This window comes from Erwinia sp. E_sp_B01_1 (genome assembly GCF_036865545.1).
GTDB lineage: Bacteria > Pseudomonadota > Gammaproteobacteria > Enterobacterales > Enterobacteriaceae > Erwinia.
The window spans coordinates 2252843-2270303 of sequence record NZ_CP142208.1; the positions used below are offsets into that span (position 1 = coordinate 2252843).

Here is a 17461-nt window from a genome sequence, read left to right on the forward strand (position 1 = left end):
AAGTAATACACTTTAGCGAAGTATTGTAAATTGTATTATTATTTGCTTATCTTGTGTACTGAGGTGCCTTCATAAAGTTCTGCAGGCAAAAAAGTCACTTTTGGGGCCGAAGTGGGGTTCGCAAGTCGTTCGCCAATATTTTTAAATATTCCTTCAGCCTGAAGCTCAGCGGTTGAACCAAGCGTGGTAAATGCGGATGAGTGATTTTGTGCCTCATCCGGACCGCCAAGAAGAATTACGCTTAACTCCTCCGGGACTTTTATATGGCTGAGAGACATCGCCTCAAGAAGACGCGCGTGATGCTCTACTCCCCAACAGATCAAGGCAGTAAAAGGGAGTTTACCTGTGCTCTTCCGTTTTTGTTGCAGCGTCTCAGCAACGGCCATTTCGTAGTCGCCCTGGATCACCACAGGCATGCGGATTAAATACTCATCAGCGGAATATTGACGCTCATCACACCAGTTAAGAAAACGACGAATTCCCATCAGGTTAGCCATGAAAGGACGATCTGTAGTGACGAAGCCGATCTGCTTATGGCCTTTACCGGACAAAATTCTTAGTGCTTGTGAGACTGAGGAACCCCAGTCGTGGCCAATACAATCCACTTCTGTTCCGGTCAGCCCCAGCCCGTGAAGAATAATACCCGACGCTTTTTCTCTTATTGCCTGGAGCGTTTGAATAGCAATGATTTTGAATGAGGACTGAACCACACAGGCATCAAATGCTGGAAGTCCCTGAATAGCCAGTCGGGCGTGATCGGCATCGTTATAGGAGACTTCAAGAACTTTACTCCCAGCCGATGTCAGTCTGTCCTCCAGTTTCTGAAGCACAGTCCGGCCATAGCCGGCGCTGACCGAACGGCGTAAAAACAGGATGTTCCGCGATAAATAGACGGATATTTCTGGAGCCGAAAGTAGAGAACTCCCCCTTTGTTGCTGACCGCAAAAAAGTTAGTGGATATGGCTGTGGCCATCAAAGAGGGGCGCGATCACCGGGCATCTGGCGAAATGGCGCTGCATATTTTTGAAATTCTTGACGGGTTGGAAAAATCCGCAGGTAAGGAAATTGTGCTTCAGACTACCTGCGAACGCCCGACACCAATCCGAAGAGGCGCGGGAGAGCAAACGTTGCAGGGATAGTCGAAACGCATGGAGTGCAACAGCTTTGTCGCGCCAGGAAAGCCCCCTGATGCAGAATCTCTATCCCTGAGGACAGGGGGCTATTTTTTAATGCAATAACCGGGGCGATTTAGTGATTGCTTCTGCCCGGCACCAGAAGGGCTTCCGCCCGCCGTTCTGTTTTGTTATAGCCGAGTGCGTAATAAAGGATTGTCAACATGGCTATCCAGCCAAAGCCAATGACGACGGATACTCTCAGTTCAGCCTGTGAGAGCATGATGGCGACGATACCCAGCAGAAATAACACGGCAAGCCAGGAGGTGACAGGGTAGAGCGGGACCAGCAAAAAGGTTTTTGATTTCTCTAAGGGAGAAAGAGAAGCACGGAATTTAATATGCGAGAGAAGGATGATTAGCCAGGTCCAGACCGAAGCAAAAGTAGAAACGGCGCTGAGCCAGATAAACAGCTCTTTTGGAGCGAGATAGTTTAAGGCCACTCCAATCAACAGCATTATTACTGAGAACGCTATCGCAAACCCTGGCACGCCATTCTTATTAATTCGCTTAAATAATCCCAGCGCATGACCTTGTTGAGAAAGATTAAGCAGCATTCTGCCCGTACCAAATATGCCACTGTTACAGGAGGAGAGAGCGGCTGTAATCACGACAAAGTTAATAATACCGGCAGCGGAAGGGATGCCCATTTTTTCAAAGGTCATTACAAAGGGGCTTCCCTGAGTCCCCAGCTGATCCCAGGGATAAACAGACATAATAACCAGTAAGGCACCCACGTAAAAAATCAATATCCGCCAGAAAACGGTATTAACTGCTTTACTGATAGACTTCTCCGGGTTTTGCGCTTCTCCTGCGGTAACCCCCAAAATTTCAATGCCGCCGTAGGAAAACATCACCAGTGGCATAGCCATTATAATACCGGTAATACCATAAGGCAGAAAGCCGTGATTACTCCAGAGGTTATGAAACCCTGTGGGAATGCCGTGGTGTCCTAATCCAAAAAAGATCGCACCAGAACCCGCAACAATCATCAGCACGATGGTGACGATTTTGATCATCGCAAACCAGAATTCAAATTCCCCATAAAACTTCACCGCGAAAAAATTCACTGAAGCCATGGCAGTCAGTGCGGCAAGCGCCCAGATCCAGTTCGCCGTTTCAGGGAACCAGATATGCATGTAGATCCCTACGGCGGTGATTTCCGCCATGCAGGTCACTATCCACATAAACCAGTACGTCCAGCCGGTAAGATAGCCGCTGAGGGGCCCAAGATAGTCACGCGCATAGCGGCTGAAAGAACCGGAAACAGGATTTTTGATTGCCATCTCACCCAGAGAACGCATGATGATAAAGATAGCCAGTCCTCCCACTAAATACCCCACCAGGATGGCGGGTCCGGCTATTTTTATGGCGGCTGCGGATCCAAGGAAAAGACCTACTCCTATTGCCGCACCCAATGCCATCAAACTCAGATGTCTTTCTTTAAGTCCACGCTGTTGTTCACCCTGGGCCATAACGGTTTACCTCTTAATTGCAGGGAAAATAAAAAACAATTTTTGCCACCTTTAAGTATCTGCAAAGGCTATGCCACAAACATCTTTCCGCATTCATTTATAAAAAATAATGGGCAGAGCAGGGGCGGCAAAGTTATCCGCAGGTCAGATTCACACAGATAATAGCGAGAAAAAATGCAATTTAAATGAAAAGCAGGGTGATGACATGGCTGTTATTTGTGATTGGCGGGGGAAGTCACAGTAATAATAAATAATTTACGCACCCTGATGGTTATGCTGATTTATTGTGGTGCATCTGGCTTTTAATGATTAAATTCAGCAACGCAAAGCACTCCCTTGTAATAAATAATAAGGGAGTGAATATAGTTAAGTGTCAATATTATCACTGTTACTCAACGCTGCAATATCATACCGGGATTATGTTGTTGCTAAAAACAGAACGCTGTAAATCAGGATGCCTTTTGTTCTTTAAATAAATTCCCGGTGATCTTCTGCAAAAGTTTGTTCACGCCGGATCCGTGTTGCCTTCCCAGACGGGTCACGATCTGCGTTTCAGTAAAAGCAAACAGCCGGTGATGCAGTGGGATAGCCACCAGACTGCCAGCCCGTACTTCATCCCGCACCATAAAATCCGGTAACAAAGAGACGCCCCCCTCTTTGGCGTAGTTTTTCAGCAGCAGCAGATTATTACAGACTACGGCCGGTTCCAGAGTGATGCCGGTATCCTCTTCAACGCGACTGACGATTTGCCGGATACCGTGGGAGACTCTGGTCAGAGCCAGCCTGTGTTCACCCAGGCTCTGGATCTCAACCGCTTTAGCCTGTAAGGCCAGCGGATGCTCAGGATTGGTGATTACACACAACGGGTGCGTGTAAGACTGATGAGTCCGTAATTTTGTATCCCTGGAGGGGTTATAAAGGATGCCAATGTGCGCTTCATCCTCAACGATAAGCCGTATGACATCATTGCTGCCGCAAATCTCAATATTGATTCTGATAGCGGGATAGTGAGCAGAAAAATCGGAGAGGATCCCTGAAATACTCTCTATATACCCTTCACCTATTGCCAGCGTCAGGCTGCCTGACTGCAACCCCCGCAAGGCCTGTAAAGAATCAATCAACAGTTCCTGTTCACCCAGATGGTGTTGATAAAAAGCCAGGACTCTGTCACCCGCTTCCGTAGGCCGGACGCCACGGCGATGTCTTTCGATCAGCTGGCTGTTCAGTTCAAGTTCAAGCTGGGAGATCTGTCGGCTTACTGCGGAAGGGGCCACATTCAGGTAATCCGCGGCGCCCCGGACGCTTTTCAGCCTCACAGCTTCAAAAAAATAGCGCAGCCGGTTAAAGCTAATTCCGTTCATTCTCAGTTCCTGTGTTGATCTAAACGCAACAAAGCAGACATAAGCTGATTATTGTTTAGAGCGCTGACAGCTGTCTATACTGCGGTTAAATTAAATATGCAAAGGTTAACACTATGTTGTGGCGCGACATTTGTGAGCAGGCCGGCTTGCTGACTCAACGCAATCCCCGGCTTAAAGAGTATCTGAAATCACTGATCCTGGATTTCGACGATCTGCCTTCAGCGCTTTGTGGGAATCTTGCGCATCACCTTTCTCTCCATGCGCCGGGCGTTGATCTCAAGGGGTGGTTCGCCGAAGTAATGCAGAATTTCCCCGATATTGCTGATGACACAAAGTATGACCTGCGCAAACTGGCGGCGGTAAATCCTGCCTGTCCGGATGAGCTGACCGGGCTTCTGAGCTTCAGGGGCATTCTGGCTTTAACCTCTCAACGTCTCTCTCATCAGGTCTGGCTTTCAGGAGACCGGCAAAGTGCGGTGCTCCTGCAAAACTGGACTTCGCAACACTGGAATATTGATATTCATCCTGCGGCCAGCATGGGACGCGGACTGTTTGTTGATCATGGCATTGGCATCGTGATTGGCGAAACTGCGGTGGTGGAAGATGACGTCAGCCTCTGGCATGGCGTCACGCTGGGCAGCACCCTGACTGAAGCCGGAGAGCGACATCCCAAAATTGGCCGGGGGGCGCTTATCTGTGCCGGTGCTACCGTGCTCGGCAATATTACCGTGGGGCCGGGCGCCATTGTGGCGGCCAGTGCTGTGGTTACTAAAGCTGTTCCTGCTGGCGTGATCGTTGCCGGATCGCCTGCAAAAATTATTGCGGACGTACCCGCAGAGCTACAAACCCTTTCCTCTAAGCCCTGTAAGACCAAGGAGTCGTTATGATCCCTCCAGCACAAACCAGATTTGGTCTGGAACATCCGTTAGTTACCGTAAAAGATCACGCCCGGACATTACAGCTCTATATCCGGATGGGTTTTTCACCTTCACCGGTCAGTTACCACCCCTGGGGAACCGTCACCTCGTTGATGATGTTTCGCAATAATTTCATTGAGCTGATAGGCGTTGACGACGCCACGAAATTTGGCACCAATTCGGTTAATGGCTTCTGTTTTGGCAGGCAGCTTGGCTCTTTCCTGGAACGGGGTGAAGAGGGGATTTCGCTGGTGGCCCTGCACAGCAAAGATGCTGATAAAGATTATGAAGATCTGACTACTGCCGGTCTTGCAGGACAGGGGCGTATAGATTTTCGCCGCAGGATGACCCTGCCAGATGGTTCACCAGATGAAGCTGTGGTTTCCCTGGGTTTGTTTATTGATGAACAGCAGCCTGATATCTCTAACTTTATCTGCCATCAGCACAAACCAGAACTTATCTGGGTGCCGGGCTGGCAACACCACCCCAATGGCGTGGATGCCATTGTTGCCGTCACCTGGCTAGCTGATCCAGCCTCTCTGGTTGAGCGCTGGAAAACCTTCTACGGCGAGAATGTGGTGCTTAAGGATGGCGTGCTCACAGCGGAAACCGGGTATGGCCAGCTACGCGCAATGGATCAGGAAACAGCAGAGAAACATTATCCCGGCATTCCTCTTCCTGAACGGAAAGAACCGGGCGCGCATGGAATTGCTATCACCCTGAACACCCATAAACCCGACGATCTGAAACTGATCCTTGAGCATCAGAACATCCCCTTTAGCGAATTTTCTGACCGTATCCTGGTTGCCCCCGACTGGACGGGCAACGTCATTTTCGAATTTATTACGGGTATTCAGGAGGGCGACCAATTATGAGTTTCAACATTGGGGTAATCGGCCTGGGCAATATGGGGGCGGGGATGGCAACAACCCTGTCCGGAAAAGGGTTTTCAGTTACCGGCTTCGACCTGTCAGAGCAGGCCCGTAGCAGGCTCAGCCAGAAAGGGATAGCCTGCACCACCAGCGTCAGCGAGCTGCTAAAAAGCACCGATATTCTGATCCTCTCATTGCCTAAAGCGGAGCATGTCGAGGCCGTTTGTCTGGGTGAAAAAGGGGTTATTCATTCCGGAAAGCCCGGACTGATCATTATAGATACCACTACGTCGACCCCGGAGGTCAGTCGTGCCACAGCGAAAAAATTACAGGAAAAAGGCATCGGTTTTATCGACGCGCCCGTATCAGGTGGGCCAGCAGGTGCTGCTACCGGAACCCTGTCCATGGTTATTGGCGCCAGTGAAGAGCAGTACCGGGACGTGTTGCCCGTCCTTGAAGCCATGAGCACCACGCAGGTTCATGTGGGGGAATGTGGCGCAGGAAACGTGGCCAAAATCGCCAACAATATGTTGTGCGCTGCCCATCTGATCTCTACAGCAGAAGCCCTCTCCATGGCGGTTCATGCCGGGGTGGATCCGGAGCGGGTCCTGCAGGGCATCAATGCCGGATCTGGCGGCAGCACCGTGAGCAAAGTCTCTTTTGAGAAGTGGATACTGAATAAAGCCTGGAATTCAGGCTTTACCATGGGTCTGATGCGCAAAGATGTCGGCCTGGCCCTGAAACTGGCCGATCAGCTCGAACTGGACCTGCCACTGTTTGCCTCTGTCGGCCAGCTCTGGCAGAAAAGTCTGGCCACTATCCCGGATGATGAGGATTTCACTTTTATCGTCTCACAGACCGATAAATCACTGTTTGCCAAAGGAGAGTAACGTCATGAGCATCAGCAAATTGCAGGAAAAACTCGCTGACTACTGGGGCGATCATCAGGGTGTGGCCAGCTATGTTGACGGGCGTTTCATCGCCGGCGAGGGTGACATCATCACCGTTAAAAAAGCGCATGACGGCACTGATTTGTTCAGTTACAGAGATGCGGGAGCCGCGCTTCTCCCGGTGCTGAAAACAGCGACTGGCCGGGCACAAACCCAATGGTGGGCGCTTACGGCGCAGGCCCGTGGACGCATCATGTATAACATCGGCGCTGAGATTCGCAAAGAAGCGGATAACCTCGCCGAAATCGAAGCCCTTTACGCGAACAAACCTGTTCGTGATGCAAAAGGTGAAGTGCAAAAAGTCGCGGAGATGTTCGAATACTATGCTGGCTGGGCCGACAAACTTCATGGTGAGGTTATCCCGGTGCCCACCACCCATCTGAACTATGTTACCTATGAACCCCTGGGCACCGTATTGCAGATCACCCCGTGGAACGCACCGATTTTCACCTGTGGCTGGCAAATAGCCCCGGCTATTGCTGCGGGCAATGCGGTGATCCTCAAACCCTCTGAAATGACGCCACTGACTTCACTGATCGTTGCAGTGCTGGCTGAACGTGCCGGCGCGCCAAAAGGGCTGATCAATGTCATTGCCGGGTATGGTCATACGATTGGTCAGCAGCTGATTGCCGAAGCGCCCATTCGTAAGGTTGTCTTCGTCGGCTCTCCGGCCACAGGCAAGCTGATCGCTGTTGCTGCTGCACAGCGTGGGATCCCGGCAGTACTTGAGCTGGGTGGCAAGTCGGCCAATATCGTGTTTGAAGACGCCGACTGGGATAAAGCGCTGCGGGGTGCACAGGGCGCCATATTCGGCGGTGCCGGGCAGAGCTGCGTTTCAGGTTCCCGTCTGCTGGTTCAGGAAAGTATCTACGAGAAATTTGTGGCTGATATGGCTGAAGCCGCTAAAAAGTTCCGCGTGGGAAATCCGGAAGAGCCAGAAACGCAGATTGGCCCGATCCACAACGAGAAGCAGTATCGTCACGTATGCAGCATGCTGGATAAAGCCCATGCGGAGGGCGCAAAAGTGGCCGGGCAGAACGCCATCCCGGTGCCGGACTCTGAAGGCTACTACATCAATCCGACCATTCTTAAGGGGAATAATCAGATGTTCGTCGCCCAGGAAGAGATTTTTGGGCCCGTGGTGATTGCCATTCCTTTTAAAGATGAGGAAGAGGCTATACGCATTGCCAATGAGAGTCGGTTTGGCCTTGCGGGTGCGGTCTGGACCAACAACGTTGGCCGTGCGCATCGGGTAGCCCGACAAATTAAAGCGGGAACATTCTGGATCAATGGTTACAAAACCATCAATGTGGCTTCCCCGTTCGGGGGCTATGGCGAAAGTGGGTATGGACGGTCCTCCGGGCTTGAAGCGCTCAGGGAATACAGCGAAGTGAAAAGCGTATGGGTGGAAACCGCTGCCGATCCCCTGGTCAACTTTGGTTACGGAGCCCAGGAGAAATAAGCAGATGACAATACCGGTTTCACTTCTGGAGGCGGCGGTAAGCTGGCGGCGGGAAATTCATGCTCACCCCGAGATTGCGTATCAGGAGTTCAGAACGGCCAGCATGATTGCCGGGTTGCTGACAGGCTTTGGTCTGGAAGTGCGGACCGGCATTGGCGGCACGGGCGTTGTCGGCACCCTGAGCAACGGGCAGGGGCCCACTATTGGGCTGCGTGCCGACATAGATGCGCTGCCCATCGCTGAACTTTCTGAGGTCAGTTACCGATCCACAAATCCGGGCTGTATGCATGCCTGCGGGCATGATGGCCATACGGCGATACTTCTTGCGGCCGCACGCCAGCTCAGTGAAACAAGGAATTTTCACGGCACCGTCCATTATATTTTCCAGCCCGCAGAGGAGGGGTTTGCCGGCGCGAAGGCGATGATTGAAGACGGGCTCTTTGAAGAGTTTGCCGTGGACAGCGTTTACAGCCTGCATAACTGGCCAGGCCTGGAGGCCGGGCTGGTTGGCGTCAGCGAAGGGGCCATGATGGCCTCTCTGGATACGTTTGATATTGAGCTGACCGGAAAGGGCTGCCATGCAGCCATGCCAGAAACAGGCACGGACAGCATTCTGATTGCAGGCGAACTGATCGCTTCCCTTAACCGGATTGTCTCCCGGAAGATCTCACCGCTGGCCAATGCCGTGATAAGCGTGACGCAGATTCATGCAGGAGAGGCCTATAACGTCATACCGGAAAAGGTGATGATCAGGGGAACCGTTCGCTGTTTGCAGCAGCCAACGCGCGAAAAGATTGAGGCATTAATCAGGGAACTGACAGAGGCAACCGCCGTGGCTGAAAAGATAACCTGTGAGCTTGGCTATCAGCAGGGCTACCCGGTGACCCTGAATCATCCGGAAGCCGCAGCGAATGTCCGTAAGGCCGCTATTTCAGTGCTGGGCGAGTCCGGGGTGATCTGGAATATCAGCCCTTCAATGGCCTCTGAAGATTTCTCCTTTATGCTGGAAAGCTGTAAAGGGGCTTATTTCTGGTTGGGTGCAAAAGAGCAGGGCGATCCCGCCACGCATTATCCGCTTCACAGCCCCTGGTTTGACTTTAATGATGGGATTATCGAAACCGGTATCAGGCTCTGGCAATCGCTAGTCGAGAGTCAGTTGAGTAAATAATCCCTACGGTTATCGTGGATAATTCCCCACCGGGCGGTTTAAGGAGCAATTTAAATGCTTATGGCTTGCGGGAGTGAAAGCAATCCCTGATACTCAAAAAGCACAGAAAGTAACCCACTGAATAGCCTGTTTTTATAGCGAGGTCTGGTAAAAGAAATGACGGATAAAAACATCACTTACAAAATCAATGAACCCATAACGGAACAGGAGTTTGTTGCCCTGCTAGGTGAAACTTCACTGGGTGAGAGAAGGCCTTTAGCCGATAAAGCGCGCATCACGTCAATGCTTGAACATGCAAACCTGCTGGTGACGGCATGGGCTGAGGATAAGCTGGTTGGGGTCGCCAGATCCCTGACCGACTTCACCTTCTGCTGTTATCTGTCAGATTTAGCGGTTTCTGGCAGCATTCAGAAAGCAGGGATAGGCAAGGCACTGATCTCGAAAACTGCAGAACAGCTTCATCCGCAATGCCGGGTTATCCTGTTAGCTGCGCCCCAGGCGGTAAATTATTATCCGAAAATTGGCTTTGAGCAGCACCCCAGCTCATGGACGTTGCTTGCTGCAGAACTGGTATAACCTCTGACAGGGCAGAACCGCTGCCAGAGTGGGTGCCCGTTGCACACTTTGGCAGGTAACAGGAAAGGGTTCAGTGCTCATCTCCTCGAAAAGCGCCACGGCATGATAAATTATCATTATTTATCATGCTTTTAGTGTTTTAAACTAAATCGTCATCTTCTTCACTTAATGGATCAACATCTTCCAGGATACCATCCAGATCTGTGATTGCAGCCTGCTCCTCAAAAGAATATTGACGCCCAGGGCGTGGCCGTCCGGTTTATTGATGACGGGATCAGTACCGATGGTGAAATGGGCCAGATGGTGGTGACCATCCTGTCAGCTGTAGCCCAGGCCGAGCGGCGCAGGATACTGGAGCGTACGAATGAAGGCAGACAGGAAGCAAAGCTGAAAGGCATCCGCTTTGGCCGCAGACGCACCATCGACAGAAATAGTGTACTGGCACTCCACGGCAAAGGAACTGGCGCAACGGATATCGCCCGGCAGCCCGGCATTGCCCGTTCCATGGTGTATAAAATTCTTGAAGACGAAAAGGCAGTTCAGCCGCTCTGACGCTGGCACTAAATTTTGGTTAAGTCATGCCATCCGGTTACTATGGGACAAGTAACCACAGGAATAAGAGGGATTTTATATGGAACAGCAGTATACCAACGAACTGACCCCGGAATTAGCCGCCTCACTGGCGCGTCCGCCCTTCTCAGCGGAGAAAAAGGCCGGGATGTCTGCAGGTGCCCGTCAGACGGTTGAAGAGCAGGAGGCATTTCTGCTTGAACATCCGGTGGTGGCGATTTACCGGATCGCGCTGGTCGGCAGCCGGCTGAGTAACGGTGATGTGATTATCAGCACCCCACAGGCGGAATGTACGCTGAATGAGCAGAAAGGTCTGCCAATGGATGCTGATTTTTTACCGGCAGAGGGCTGAGCCGATGATCCGAAGAGGCTGTATCATTCACGGTAAAAACGTCGGGCTGCACGGGGACAGGACTTCAACGGGGGCGCAATGTATCGCGGCCCGTCCCGGTATGTCGGTCATGGGGCTGCTGAAGCTCTATATTGGCGACAAGACTACTCCCTGCCCGAAGTGCGGGGAAGTGGGGATAATTGTGGACGGCGATCACCGGCACTCAAACAGCGCCGCAGTCGCGGTGGATGGCTCGGCAATCCGTTGCGGGTGCCCACAGGGAACCAATTTTCTGATTGCGCCGGGTACGATACCGCAGCTTTCAGCGGCAAAAGCCGGGATGACCCCGGCAGTCGCTCCGGAGCCGGAACAGCATGCGCAGACGGTGATGAGAAAGAAACGGAAGATCATGCTGACGATAGGCTTGTTCTTCGACGGTACCGGCAACAATGCCGTTAACACACAGAACATGCTGAAGGCGTATACCGCAGGTCATTACAATCTGGATGACCCGGAAGCTGAGTCCATTCTGGCAAAATGCGCCCGTGACAATTTTGGTGTGTCGGGCAGCGGTGCAACCAGCTATACCGGGTACTACACCAATATTCACTGGCTGAGCACGCTCTACAGCCGTCGCCTTACTGAAGACAGCCCCGATGTGCAGCGAGCTGTATATATTGACGGTATTGGCACTGACGCGGGAAAACCTGACAGCAAGCTGGGCCAGGGGTTTGGTATTTCTGATACCGGTGTTGTTGCCAAAACGGATAAAGCGGTTTCCATGCTTGCTGACAGTATTCAGGATGCGCTGGATGCGGTCAGTAAAAAGCAGACTGACTGCACGCTCATCATCAGTGCCCTGCAATTCGATATTTTTGGCTTCAGCCGCGGTGCAGCGGCGGCCCGCCATTTTGCCAACCGCATCCAGTCTGAAGACCCCGCTATTATCAGCGCAATCAGGCAGGGTGTAACTGGCACGGACTTCAATGGTTCTCCTGCCGGTAAAATACGCTTCATCGGCATTTTCGATACCGTTGCCGCCATAGGTACGCCGGTTAACGGTCTGAATCCGCACAGCGCGGATACCGGTGACGTGAAACTCACTCTGCGCCCCGGCGTGGCGGAGAAGGTGTTTCATATCACTGCCGCGAACGAATGCCGGTTCAACTTTGCGCTGAACAGCGTGAAACCGGCGTGGCCGGAACTGGCGCTGCCCGGCGTGCATTCCGATATTGGCGGCGGCTATCTGCCCGTCACGAAGGAACATCTTTTTCTGACGCGGCCTGCAACGGAAACCGTACCATACAGTCAGCCCGGCGAAAAGACGCAGGCCTACCGGCAGGCCGTGGCGCAGTTGCAGGCGCTGGATAAATCGCCTTGCCTGGCCCCGCTGCTGCGGACAAATGAAATATCGGCAGAAACCTGGCATGACGACAGGCTTCCTCCGGATCGGTATGGCCAGATGCAGAAGCGCAGCTTTGCGGCACTGACCCTGCGTGAGCGGACCGTCAGAAACGACTGGTCCCGCGTGGCGCTGAGGGTGATGCTTGAGGCTGCGCAGGAAGCCGGGGTGGTGTTTGACCCTATTCGCGCAACGAATCATGAATTACACCTCCCGGATGAGCTGTCTTCTTTGTGTGATAAGGCGTTGACTATGGGGAAAGCTGTCCGCAGCGGCCAGACGCCACCGGCTTTCAGCCAGGATGAGGTGGACGTGATTGCGGAGAAGTATATTCACTGTTCGGCCAACTGGAATGCCATCGTGGTGAATACGGACGGCTTCATTCACGGGGGCGCATCACCCTCAGAGCTGATTGGCTTTATCGACCGCCCGGATGAGCAGTGGAAACGTTCCGTCTATAGCATGGACGGGAAGAAGGTATGAGGCTGAAATCCCTTTTTCCCCTGGTGATGCTGGTCATGGTCAGCGGCTGTTGTGCAGGCGAAGCGCAGACGCCGGAAGACACCGGTGAAATGCCCTATGGTGAGGTCGGTTTTGCGTTTTTCACCCCCAGGGCATTACCAGCGGTAGTGACGAAAGCGCTGATTATCGACAACGAAAAGGTGGTATCCACCTTCCGGACACTGGACAGTACCCAGAATGACCCTGATGTTGTGGGGATCTGGAACAGCAGAACAGATGACGGGGGGATCCAGTTCAACAAGGTCCGGCATCCGCCCGCGCTAATGCTGTTCTGCTGGGATTCGGTCATCGATAAAAAGACCTACGAGACGCGTATCACCTTCTCATCCGCTCTTCGGGAAAAAATGTCTGTACCAACCGGCAGGGACAGAAGAGGTAATACGGCCTGGTATAAAACATTACTGTTCGGGCTGGCACCAGAGGGTAAAGTCCGTATCTGGCTTCAGAACAGCGCAGGCGGTGATAACCTGCCGGTTGAACCGGTAAAAATGACCACGCTGTCCGGGGATAAACTGGATGCCTGTAAAGGGATTACGCAGAGTGACTTTTCTTACGGATATGATCAGGACATAAAGGATTTTATCAAAGGGAAAACCTATCCCTATGGTAGCTGGTAGTAGCCCCTGTAAAGGATCCCGTGCGGATCCTTTTTTATAATCGCCTGACCAAAATCTCTTAACGTGAGTTTTCGTTCCACTGAGCGCCAGCCCCTTAACAGAGCCTGTTTTTATAGGTTAATAGTATGATAATAATAATTTTTTAGACGCCAGGTGGCACTTTTCGGGGAAATGTGCGCGAAACCCCAGGAAGATTCAGGTGATAAGGAACTCCCGGAGCTAAAAAGCCACACAGTACCTCCATACTTACGGGAGGGGATCCTGATGCGTCTTTCTGGCTTTTCACCACCTGCTACAAATAAACCCATGATCGGTACGTTGCCGGATAAAGGCACCACGCCAACCCAGCAGCCGGCCACCAAATCCGGCGTGCTTTCATTTATATCATCCCTGGAGGGACAGGCACAGTCAGCCGAAAGCAACCGCAACCCGGCAGCTCAGCTCAGCCAGGATAGCCCGCAATCCTTAGAGACGATGATCAAACAACTGATCTCGTCGCTGCTGGGTAACCTGATAACCCAGGCGGGCGGGGAAGCGGCCCCTGCCACCTCAGCCGCTACCGCCAGACTCGATCAGCCGCTGACGGCAGAAAGCGCCGCTGAAGGCGAATCCAGCAACGGTCAGATGCCGTTTGAGCAGGTGGTGACTACGCTGGGGCGGCATGAAGATCTCCTTAAGAAAGCCACTAACCGCGAGGGCATGGAGAAGCTCCGCGACGACCCCGACACGCCAACCGATGAGAAAAAAGCGCTGGAGACCCTGCTGAACGATCCGCAAATGTTCGATCGGCTGGATTCGGCAAAGAATGGTAAGCACGACGGAAAAATCAGTTCGAAAGATATTCGCAAGTGGCAGGAAGATCCGGCGGTTAAAGAGTATGCCAGCGCCAAAGCTGAGAGTTATACCCACGATTATGTGCCTTCCGACGCTCAGCCAGGCTCGGCACCGCGCGAGATGTCATCCAATGATGCCATGCGCGAGCTTTATCAGTATTCCGAAAGCCTGCCAAAAAACATCAATGCGGAGACGTTAAAGAAAATCGCCGATGGCTCGCAGGATATGGGTAAATGTCCGCCACAAGTCGCTGCTGCTGCGAAATATTACACCGATCATCCCGATGAATGGCAGAAGTTGACCGGCAAGGATGATCCAAATGCCGGTGTCTCGCGCGACCGTCTTTGCGATCTCGCCTCTTATAACGTGAAGCTCTCACCGCAGGAGAGTAAAGCGGTTGAAACGCTGAAAAATAATCAGGATATCTTCTTTAAAGGCGGAGGCCTGAAGACCGGTAAACTGGCCGATATCGCTAACGACAAAAATAACAGTCAGGATGTGCGTGATGCGGCAAATCTGCTGAGTCAGCCAGAGTCAATGCTGTTTACCATGCTTGATAACGGTAAACACGGGGCTGGCGGCAACTTCTTCAACAAAGCCAATGACAAGAACATCAGTAAAGGGGACCTGGATGCCTTTATCAAAAAAGGCAGTAATCAGGTAGCCACCCCTGACTCGTTATCGGGCACCGCCAAAACGGTGGGCGAGATGACCGCCCGGCAGGATATGGCAACCGGCCAGGAGACGCAGCCGGACACCAAAAAAGAGAAGGGCGGCGGCATCTTTAAATTGCTGGATATACTCAGCTATATCGGTTCCGCGCTTACCGTCTTTATTCCGGGCGTTGGCGCTGCAGGTCTGGCGGCCACAGCCGGACGCGCTGCGGTGACTGCCGGGCTGAAGGAAGGTCTGAAGCAGGGCGTGAAGGAGGGGATAAAAGAGGGTGCTGGTCAGGTACTGGATGCCGCACAGACAGCCTCCAGGGGCAATCCGCAGATCGATGGCCCGCGCGTCTGGGCACAGAGTTAGGCGGGGCCGGTCAGAATCGGGGAGCAGAGGTCCGGGATCAGGGACTCTTTTCCCGATCCCGCTGTTTTATCCACGCAGTGCTGCGCGCATCTTTCTCACTGCCGCGTGGGGTGCAGTCAGCACCGGAACAGAGACACGCTGCCGTACCGCCTCTGCGGCGCGTGAAGTGGAGAAGTGAGCGAGCATAATCGCATCACAGTGGCTCAACTGCGGCGCATACTCCGCCACCAGCCGGTTATGGCTGGCGACATCCCCTTTGCGCAGCAGATCTATGGCCTCCGGCACCAGCACGGTTTCCAGCGTGGCGCTGGAGTCAATCTGCGCCGCATAGCGATCAAACTCGTCGCACATGGTGACCAGCGACGGGCCAAAAGTCGCCAGCATACCGATGCGTTCGCCCTGCTGCAGCGCCGCTTCAAACATCGCCTCGTTGGGTTTCAGCACCGGGATGGGCAGCGCTTCAGCCAGTTCGTCAATGGCCGGACCAAAGGCGGAACAGGTTACCAGTATGCCTTGTGCCTTCATGGCGTAGCCGTAACGGCCAAGGGCGACAAAGCGGTCAGTTAATCCGCGTGAAAGCTGCTCCTCTTTAGCACGATCAATCGTCAGCCCATCATCCAGCAGATTAACAATTTCAGCTTCCGGCCATAAATCGTTGAAGGCCTCCTGAATGGGAGTCATCGCCACCGGGGTGGCATGCAGTAAAACTATGCGTTGGCTCATCGTTGTCTCCGTTATCAGCCGCAGGATCGCTCAGCTACACCAGACCATAAATAGCGCCGAATGAAAATGTAAGGGCTTACAAAAATAGCAAAATAGTGACGGGAGTCACATAAAAAAACTGGGCGTCTGGCAGGATATATCCAGCACGCATTCCTGTGAATGTCTATTTTTGAAATCGCTTACTTACTTCTGATACTGAGAATGCCTATGACAATTCGTGGAGAAACCACCGCTATCAACATCGCCGTTACGCCGGAAGCGACTACCCGTCCGGTCAGCACTGTACCAGGCCATTTTCGTGACCTGCTGGCGCTGGATGACTTTGAACGTCATGCCCGTAAGCGTTTGCCCAATATGATTTTTCAGTATGTTAAGGGGGGCGCTGAAACCGGAAGAGGTCTGGCTGCTGCTTATGAGGCTTACCAGCAGTATGCCTTTGTGCCACGCATGTTCAGGGACGTCTCAGGGCGCGATCAGCAGGTTAATCTGCTGGGCCATGACTGGTCACACCCCTTTGGTGTTGCTCCGCTTGGCGGCGCGTCTTTTGTCAGCTACCGTGCCGACCTGATGCTGGCAAAAGCGGCGCGGGCGATGAACGTGCCGATGATCCTCAGCGCCTCCTCGCTGATCCCGCTTGAGGAGGTGATTGCCGCCAACCCTGATGCGTGGTTCCAGGCCTATCTGGCAGGCGATCAGCCGCGTATTGACCGGCTGGTGGAGCGCGTTGAACGTGCGGGTTACAAAACGCTGGTCGTAACCGGAGATACTCCGATGCTGGGCAACCGCGAACATAACACGCGCAGTGGTTTCAGCATGCCGATAAAACTGACGCCAAAGGTAATGTGGCAGAGCGCCATCAGCCCACGCTGGCTGCTGGGTACCGTAGCACAAACCTATCTGCGCCACGGCGCACCCCACTTTGAAAACACCGATGCCGAGCGCGGCCCACCCATGATGTCGAACAAGGTGCGCAACACCAACGCGCGCGACAAACTGAGCTGGAAACACGTCGAAGCCATCCGCAAAAAATGGAAAGGTAACCTGGTGATTAAAGGGCTGATGTCGCCTGAGGATGCGTTTATTGCGCGGGATGCAGGGGCCGATGCGGTGATCCTCTCCAACCACGGTGGGCGCCAGCTCGATCATACCATTCCCCCGTTACATACCCTGCCTGAGATTGCCGCTGCCAAAGGGAATATGAAAGTGATTATCGACAGCGGCATTCGCCGGGGCACAGACGTGATGAAAGCGATGGCGCTTGGGGCCGACTTTGTGTTTCTCGGACGCCCGTTCCTGTATGGCTCCGTTATCGGCGCTCAGGCCGGAATTGAACATGCGATGCATATTCTGCGCGATGAAATTGACCGGGATATGGCACTGATTGGAGTGAGCCGTCCCGGACAACTCGATTCCGCATTGCTGCGTCGTGCTCCCCTGTTTGCACGCGAGGGATAATCATGAAATCAGTTTCATACAGTGCA

At 52.9% G+C, this 17461-nt stretch carries 16 protein-coding genes and 1 pseudogene; 13 read left to right on the forward strand and 4 right to left on the reverse strand.

Annotated elements, in window-relative coordinates; all coding sequences use genetic code 11:
• Positions 1–38: 38 nt before the first annotated feature.
• The gene (locus VRC33_RS10790; protein ID WP_338564831.1) at positions 39–830 is read right to left on the reverse strand and encodes a substrate-binding domain-containing protein; all 792 of its coding nucleotides are present in this window, start codon (positions 828–830) and stop codon (positions 39–41) included.
• A gap of 99 nt (positions 831–929) precedes the next feature.
• Here VRC33_RS10790 and VRC33_RS10795 point away from each other — a divergent pair, with 99 nt between their 5' ends.
• The gene (locus VRC33_RS10795; RefSeq protein ID WP_338564832.1) at positions 930–1139 is read left to right on the forward strand and encodes a hypothetical protein; all 210 of its coding nucleotides are present in this window, start codon (positions 930–932) and stop codon (positions 1137–1139) included.
• A gap of 109 nt (positions 1140–1248) precedes the next feature.
• On the opposite strand, the gene VRC33_RS10800 is transcribed toward VRC33_RS10795, so the two are convergent.
• The gene (locus VRC33_RS10800) at positions 1249–2646 is read right to left on the reverse strand and encodes an amino acid permease (protein ID WP_338563701.1); all 1398 of its coding nucleotides are present in this window, start codon (positions 2644–2646) and stop codon (positions 1249–1251) included.
• Positions 2647–3095: 449 nt separating this feature from the next.
• The gene (locus VRC33_RS10805) at positions 3096–4007 is read right to left on the reverse strand and encodes a LysR family transcriptional regulator (protein WP_338563703.1); all 912 of its coding nucleotides are present in this window, start codon (positions 4005–4007) and stop codon (positions 3096–3098) included.
• Between the two features lie 113 nt (positions 4008–4120).
• Between VRC33_RS10805 and epsC the strand changes: the two genes are divergently transcribed.
• From epsC to VRC33_RS10860, 11 genes and pseudogenes are all read left to right on the forward strand, one after another.
• Positions 4121–4894 carry a serine O-acetyltransferase EpsC gene (gene epsC / locus VRC33_RS10810; protein ID WP_338563706.1) on the forward strand — a complete coding sequence of 258 codons (774 nt, stop codon included), beginning with the start codon at positions 4121–4123 and terminating at the stop codon, positions 4892–4894.
• Positions 4891–5799, forward strand: coding sequence for a VOC family protein (locus VRC33_RS10815; RefSeq protein WP_338563709.1), 909 nt, complete (start codon positions 4891–4893; stop codon positions 5797–5799). The genes epsC and VRC33_RS10815 overlap by 4 nt, the downstream gene beginning before the upstream one ends.
• Positions 5796–6686: an NAD(P)-dependent oxidoreductase gene (locus tag VRC33_RS10820; protein WP_338563711.1), complete on the forward strand. Its 891-nt coding sequence runs from the start codon at positions 5796–5798 to the stop codon at positions 6684–6686. Before VRC33_RS10815 ends, VRC33_RS10820 begins: the two co-directional genes overlap by 4 nt.
• A gap of 4 nt (positions 6687–6690) precedes the next feature.
• Positions 6691–8208: an aldehyde dehydrogenase family protein gene (locus VRC33_RS10825; RefSeq protein WP_338563714.1), complete on the forward strand. Its 1518-nt coding sequence runs from the start codon at positions 6691–6693 to the stop codon at positions 8206–8208.
• A gap of 4 nt (positions 8209–8212) precedes the next feature.
• Positions 8213–9376 (forward strand): M20 aminoacylase family protein, encoded by a 1164-nt coding sequence (locus VRC33_RS10830; RefSeq protein WP_338563716.1) that lies wholly within the window; start codon positions 8213–8215, stop codon positions 9374–9376.
• Between the two features lie 156 nt (positions 9377–9532).
• Positions 9533–9952, forward strand: coding sequence for a GNAT family N-acetyltransferase (locus VRC33_RS10835; RefSeq protein ID WP_338563718.1), 420 nt, complete (start codon positions 9533–9535; stop codon positions 9950–9952).
• A 234-nt stretch (positions 9953–10186) separates the two neighbouring features.
• A pseudogene (locus VRC33_RS10840) lies at positions 10187–10504 on the forward strand (recombinase family protein); the annotation flags it as partial.
• A 79-nt stretch (positions 10505–10583) separates the two neighbouring features.
• On the forward strand, positions 10584–10874 hold the full coding sequence (locus tag VRC33_RS10845) for a hypothetical protein (RefSeq protein WP_338563721.1): 291 nt from the start codon (positions 10584–10586) through the stop codon (positions 10872–10874).
• 4 nt (positions 10875–10878) lie between these two features.
• The gene (locus tag VRC33_RS10850) at positions 10879–12738 is read left to right on the forward strand and encodes a DUF2235 domain-containing protein (RefSeq protein WP_338563723.1); all 1860 of its coding nucleotides are present in this window, start codon (positions 10879–10881) and stop codon (positions 12736–12738) included.
• Positions 12735–13394 carry a DUF2931 family protein gene (locus tag VRC33_RS10855; protein WP_338563725.1) on the forward strand — a complete coding sequence of 220 codons (660 nt, stop codon included), beginning with the start codon at positions 12735–12737 and terminating at the stop codon, positions 13392–13394. The genes VRC33_RS10850 and VRC33_RS10855 overlap by 4 nt, the downstream gene beginning before the upstream one ends.
• 264 nt (positions 13395–13658) lie before the next feature.
• Positions 13659–15257, forward strand: a complete 1599-nt coding sequence (locus tag VRC33_RS10860; RefSeq protein WP_338563727.1) for an HrpF/NolX family T3SS translocon protein — start codon at positions 13659–13661, stop codon at positions 15255–15257.
• Between the two features lie 66 nt (positions 15258–15323).
• Here the strand turns inward: VRC33_RS10860 and VRC33_RS10865 are convergent, their stop codons facing one another.
• Positions 15324–15980, reverse strand: coding sequence for an aspartate/glutamate racemase family protein (locus tag VRC33_RS10865; RefSeq protein ID WP_338563731.1), 657 nt, complete (start codon positions 15978–15980; stop codon positions 15324–15326).
• 207 nt (positions 15981–16187) lie between these two features.
• Here VRC33_RS10865 and VRC33_RS10870 point away from each other — a divergent pair, with 207 nt between their 5' ends.
• Entirely contained in the window at positions 16188–17435 is a 1248-nt protein-coding gene (locus VRC33_RS10870; protein ID WP_338563734.1) for an alpha-hydroxy acid oxidase, read from the forward strand.
• The last annotated feature ends 26 nt before the right edge of the window (positions 17436–17461 follow it).

Bases quoted from the DNA above. Each gene is read 5' to 3' on its own strand.
- VRC33_RS10800 (WP_338563701.1), bottom strand. From the start codon at position 2,646: ATGGCCCAGGGTGAACAACAGCGTGGACTTAAAGAAAGACATCTGAGT.
- VRC33_RS10805 (WP_338563703.1), bottom strand. From the start codon at position 4,007: ATGAACGGAATTAGCTTTAACCGGCTGCGCTATTTTTTTGAAGCTGTG.
- epsC (WP_338563706.1), top strand. From the start codon at position 4,121: ATGTTGTGGCGCGACATTTGTGAGCAGGCCGGCTTGCTGACTCAACGC.
- VRC33_RS10815 (WP_338563709.1), top strand. From the start codon at position 4,891: ATGATCCCTCCAGCACAAACCAGATTTGGTCTGGAACATCCGTTAGTT.
- VRC33_RS10820 (WP_338563711.1), top strand. From the start codon at position 5,796: ATGAGTTTCAACATTGGGGTAATCGGCCTGGGCAATATGGGGGCGGGG.
- VRC33_RS10825 (WP_338563714.1), top strand. From the start codon at position 6,691: ATGAGCATCAGCAAATTGCAGGAAAAACTCGCTGACTACTGGGGCGAT.
- VRC33_RS10830 (WP_338563716.1), top strand. From the start codon at position 8,213: ATGACAATACCGGTTTCACTTCTGGAGGCGGCGGTAAGCTGGCGGCGG.
- VRC33_RS10835 (WP_338563718.1), top strand. From the start codon at position 9,533: ATGACGGATAAAAACATCACTTACAAAATCAATGAACCCATAACGGAA.
- VRC33_RS10845 (WP_338563721.1), top strand. From the start codon at position 10,584: ATGGAACAGCAGTATACCAACGAACTGACCCCGGAATTAGCCGCCTCA.
- VRC33_RS10850 (WP_338563723.1), top strand. From the start codon at position 10,879: ATGATCCGAAGAGGCTGTATCATTCACGGTAAAAACGTCGGGCTGCAC.
- VRC33_RS10855 (WP_338563725.1), top strand. From the start codon at position 12,735: ATGAGGCTGAAATCCCTTTTTCCCCTGGTGATGCTGGTCATGGTCAGC.
- VRC33_RS10860 (WP_338563727.1), top strand. From the start codon at position 13,659: ATGCGTCTTTCTGGCTTTTCACCACCTGCTACAAATAAACCCATGATC.
- VRC33_RS10865 (WP_338563731.1), bottom strand. From the start codon at position 15,980: ATGAGCCAACGCATAGTTTTACTGCATGCCACCCCGGTGGCGATGACT.
- VRC33_RS10870 (WP_338563734.1), top strand. From the start codon at position 16,188: ATGACAATTCGTGGAGAAACCACCGCTATCAACATCGCCGTTACGCCG.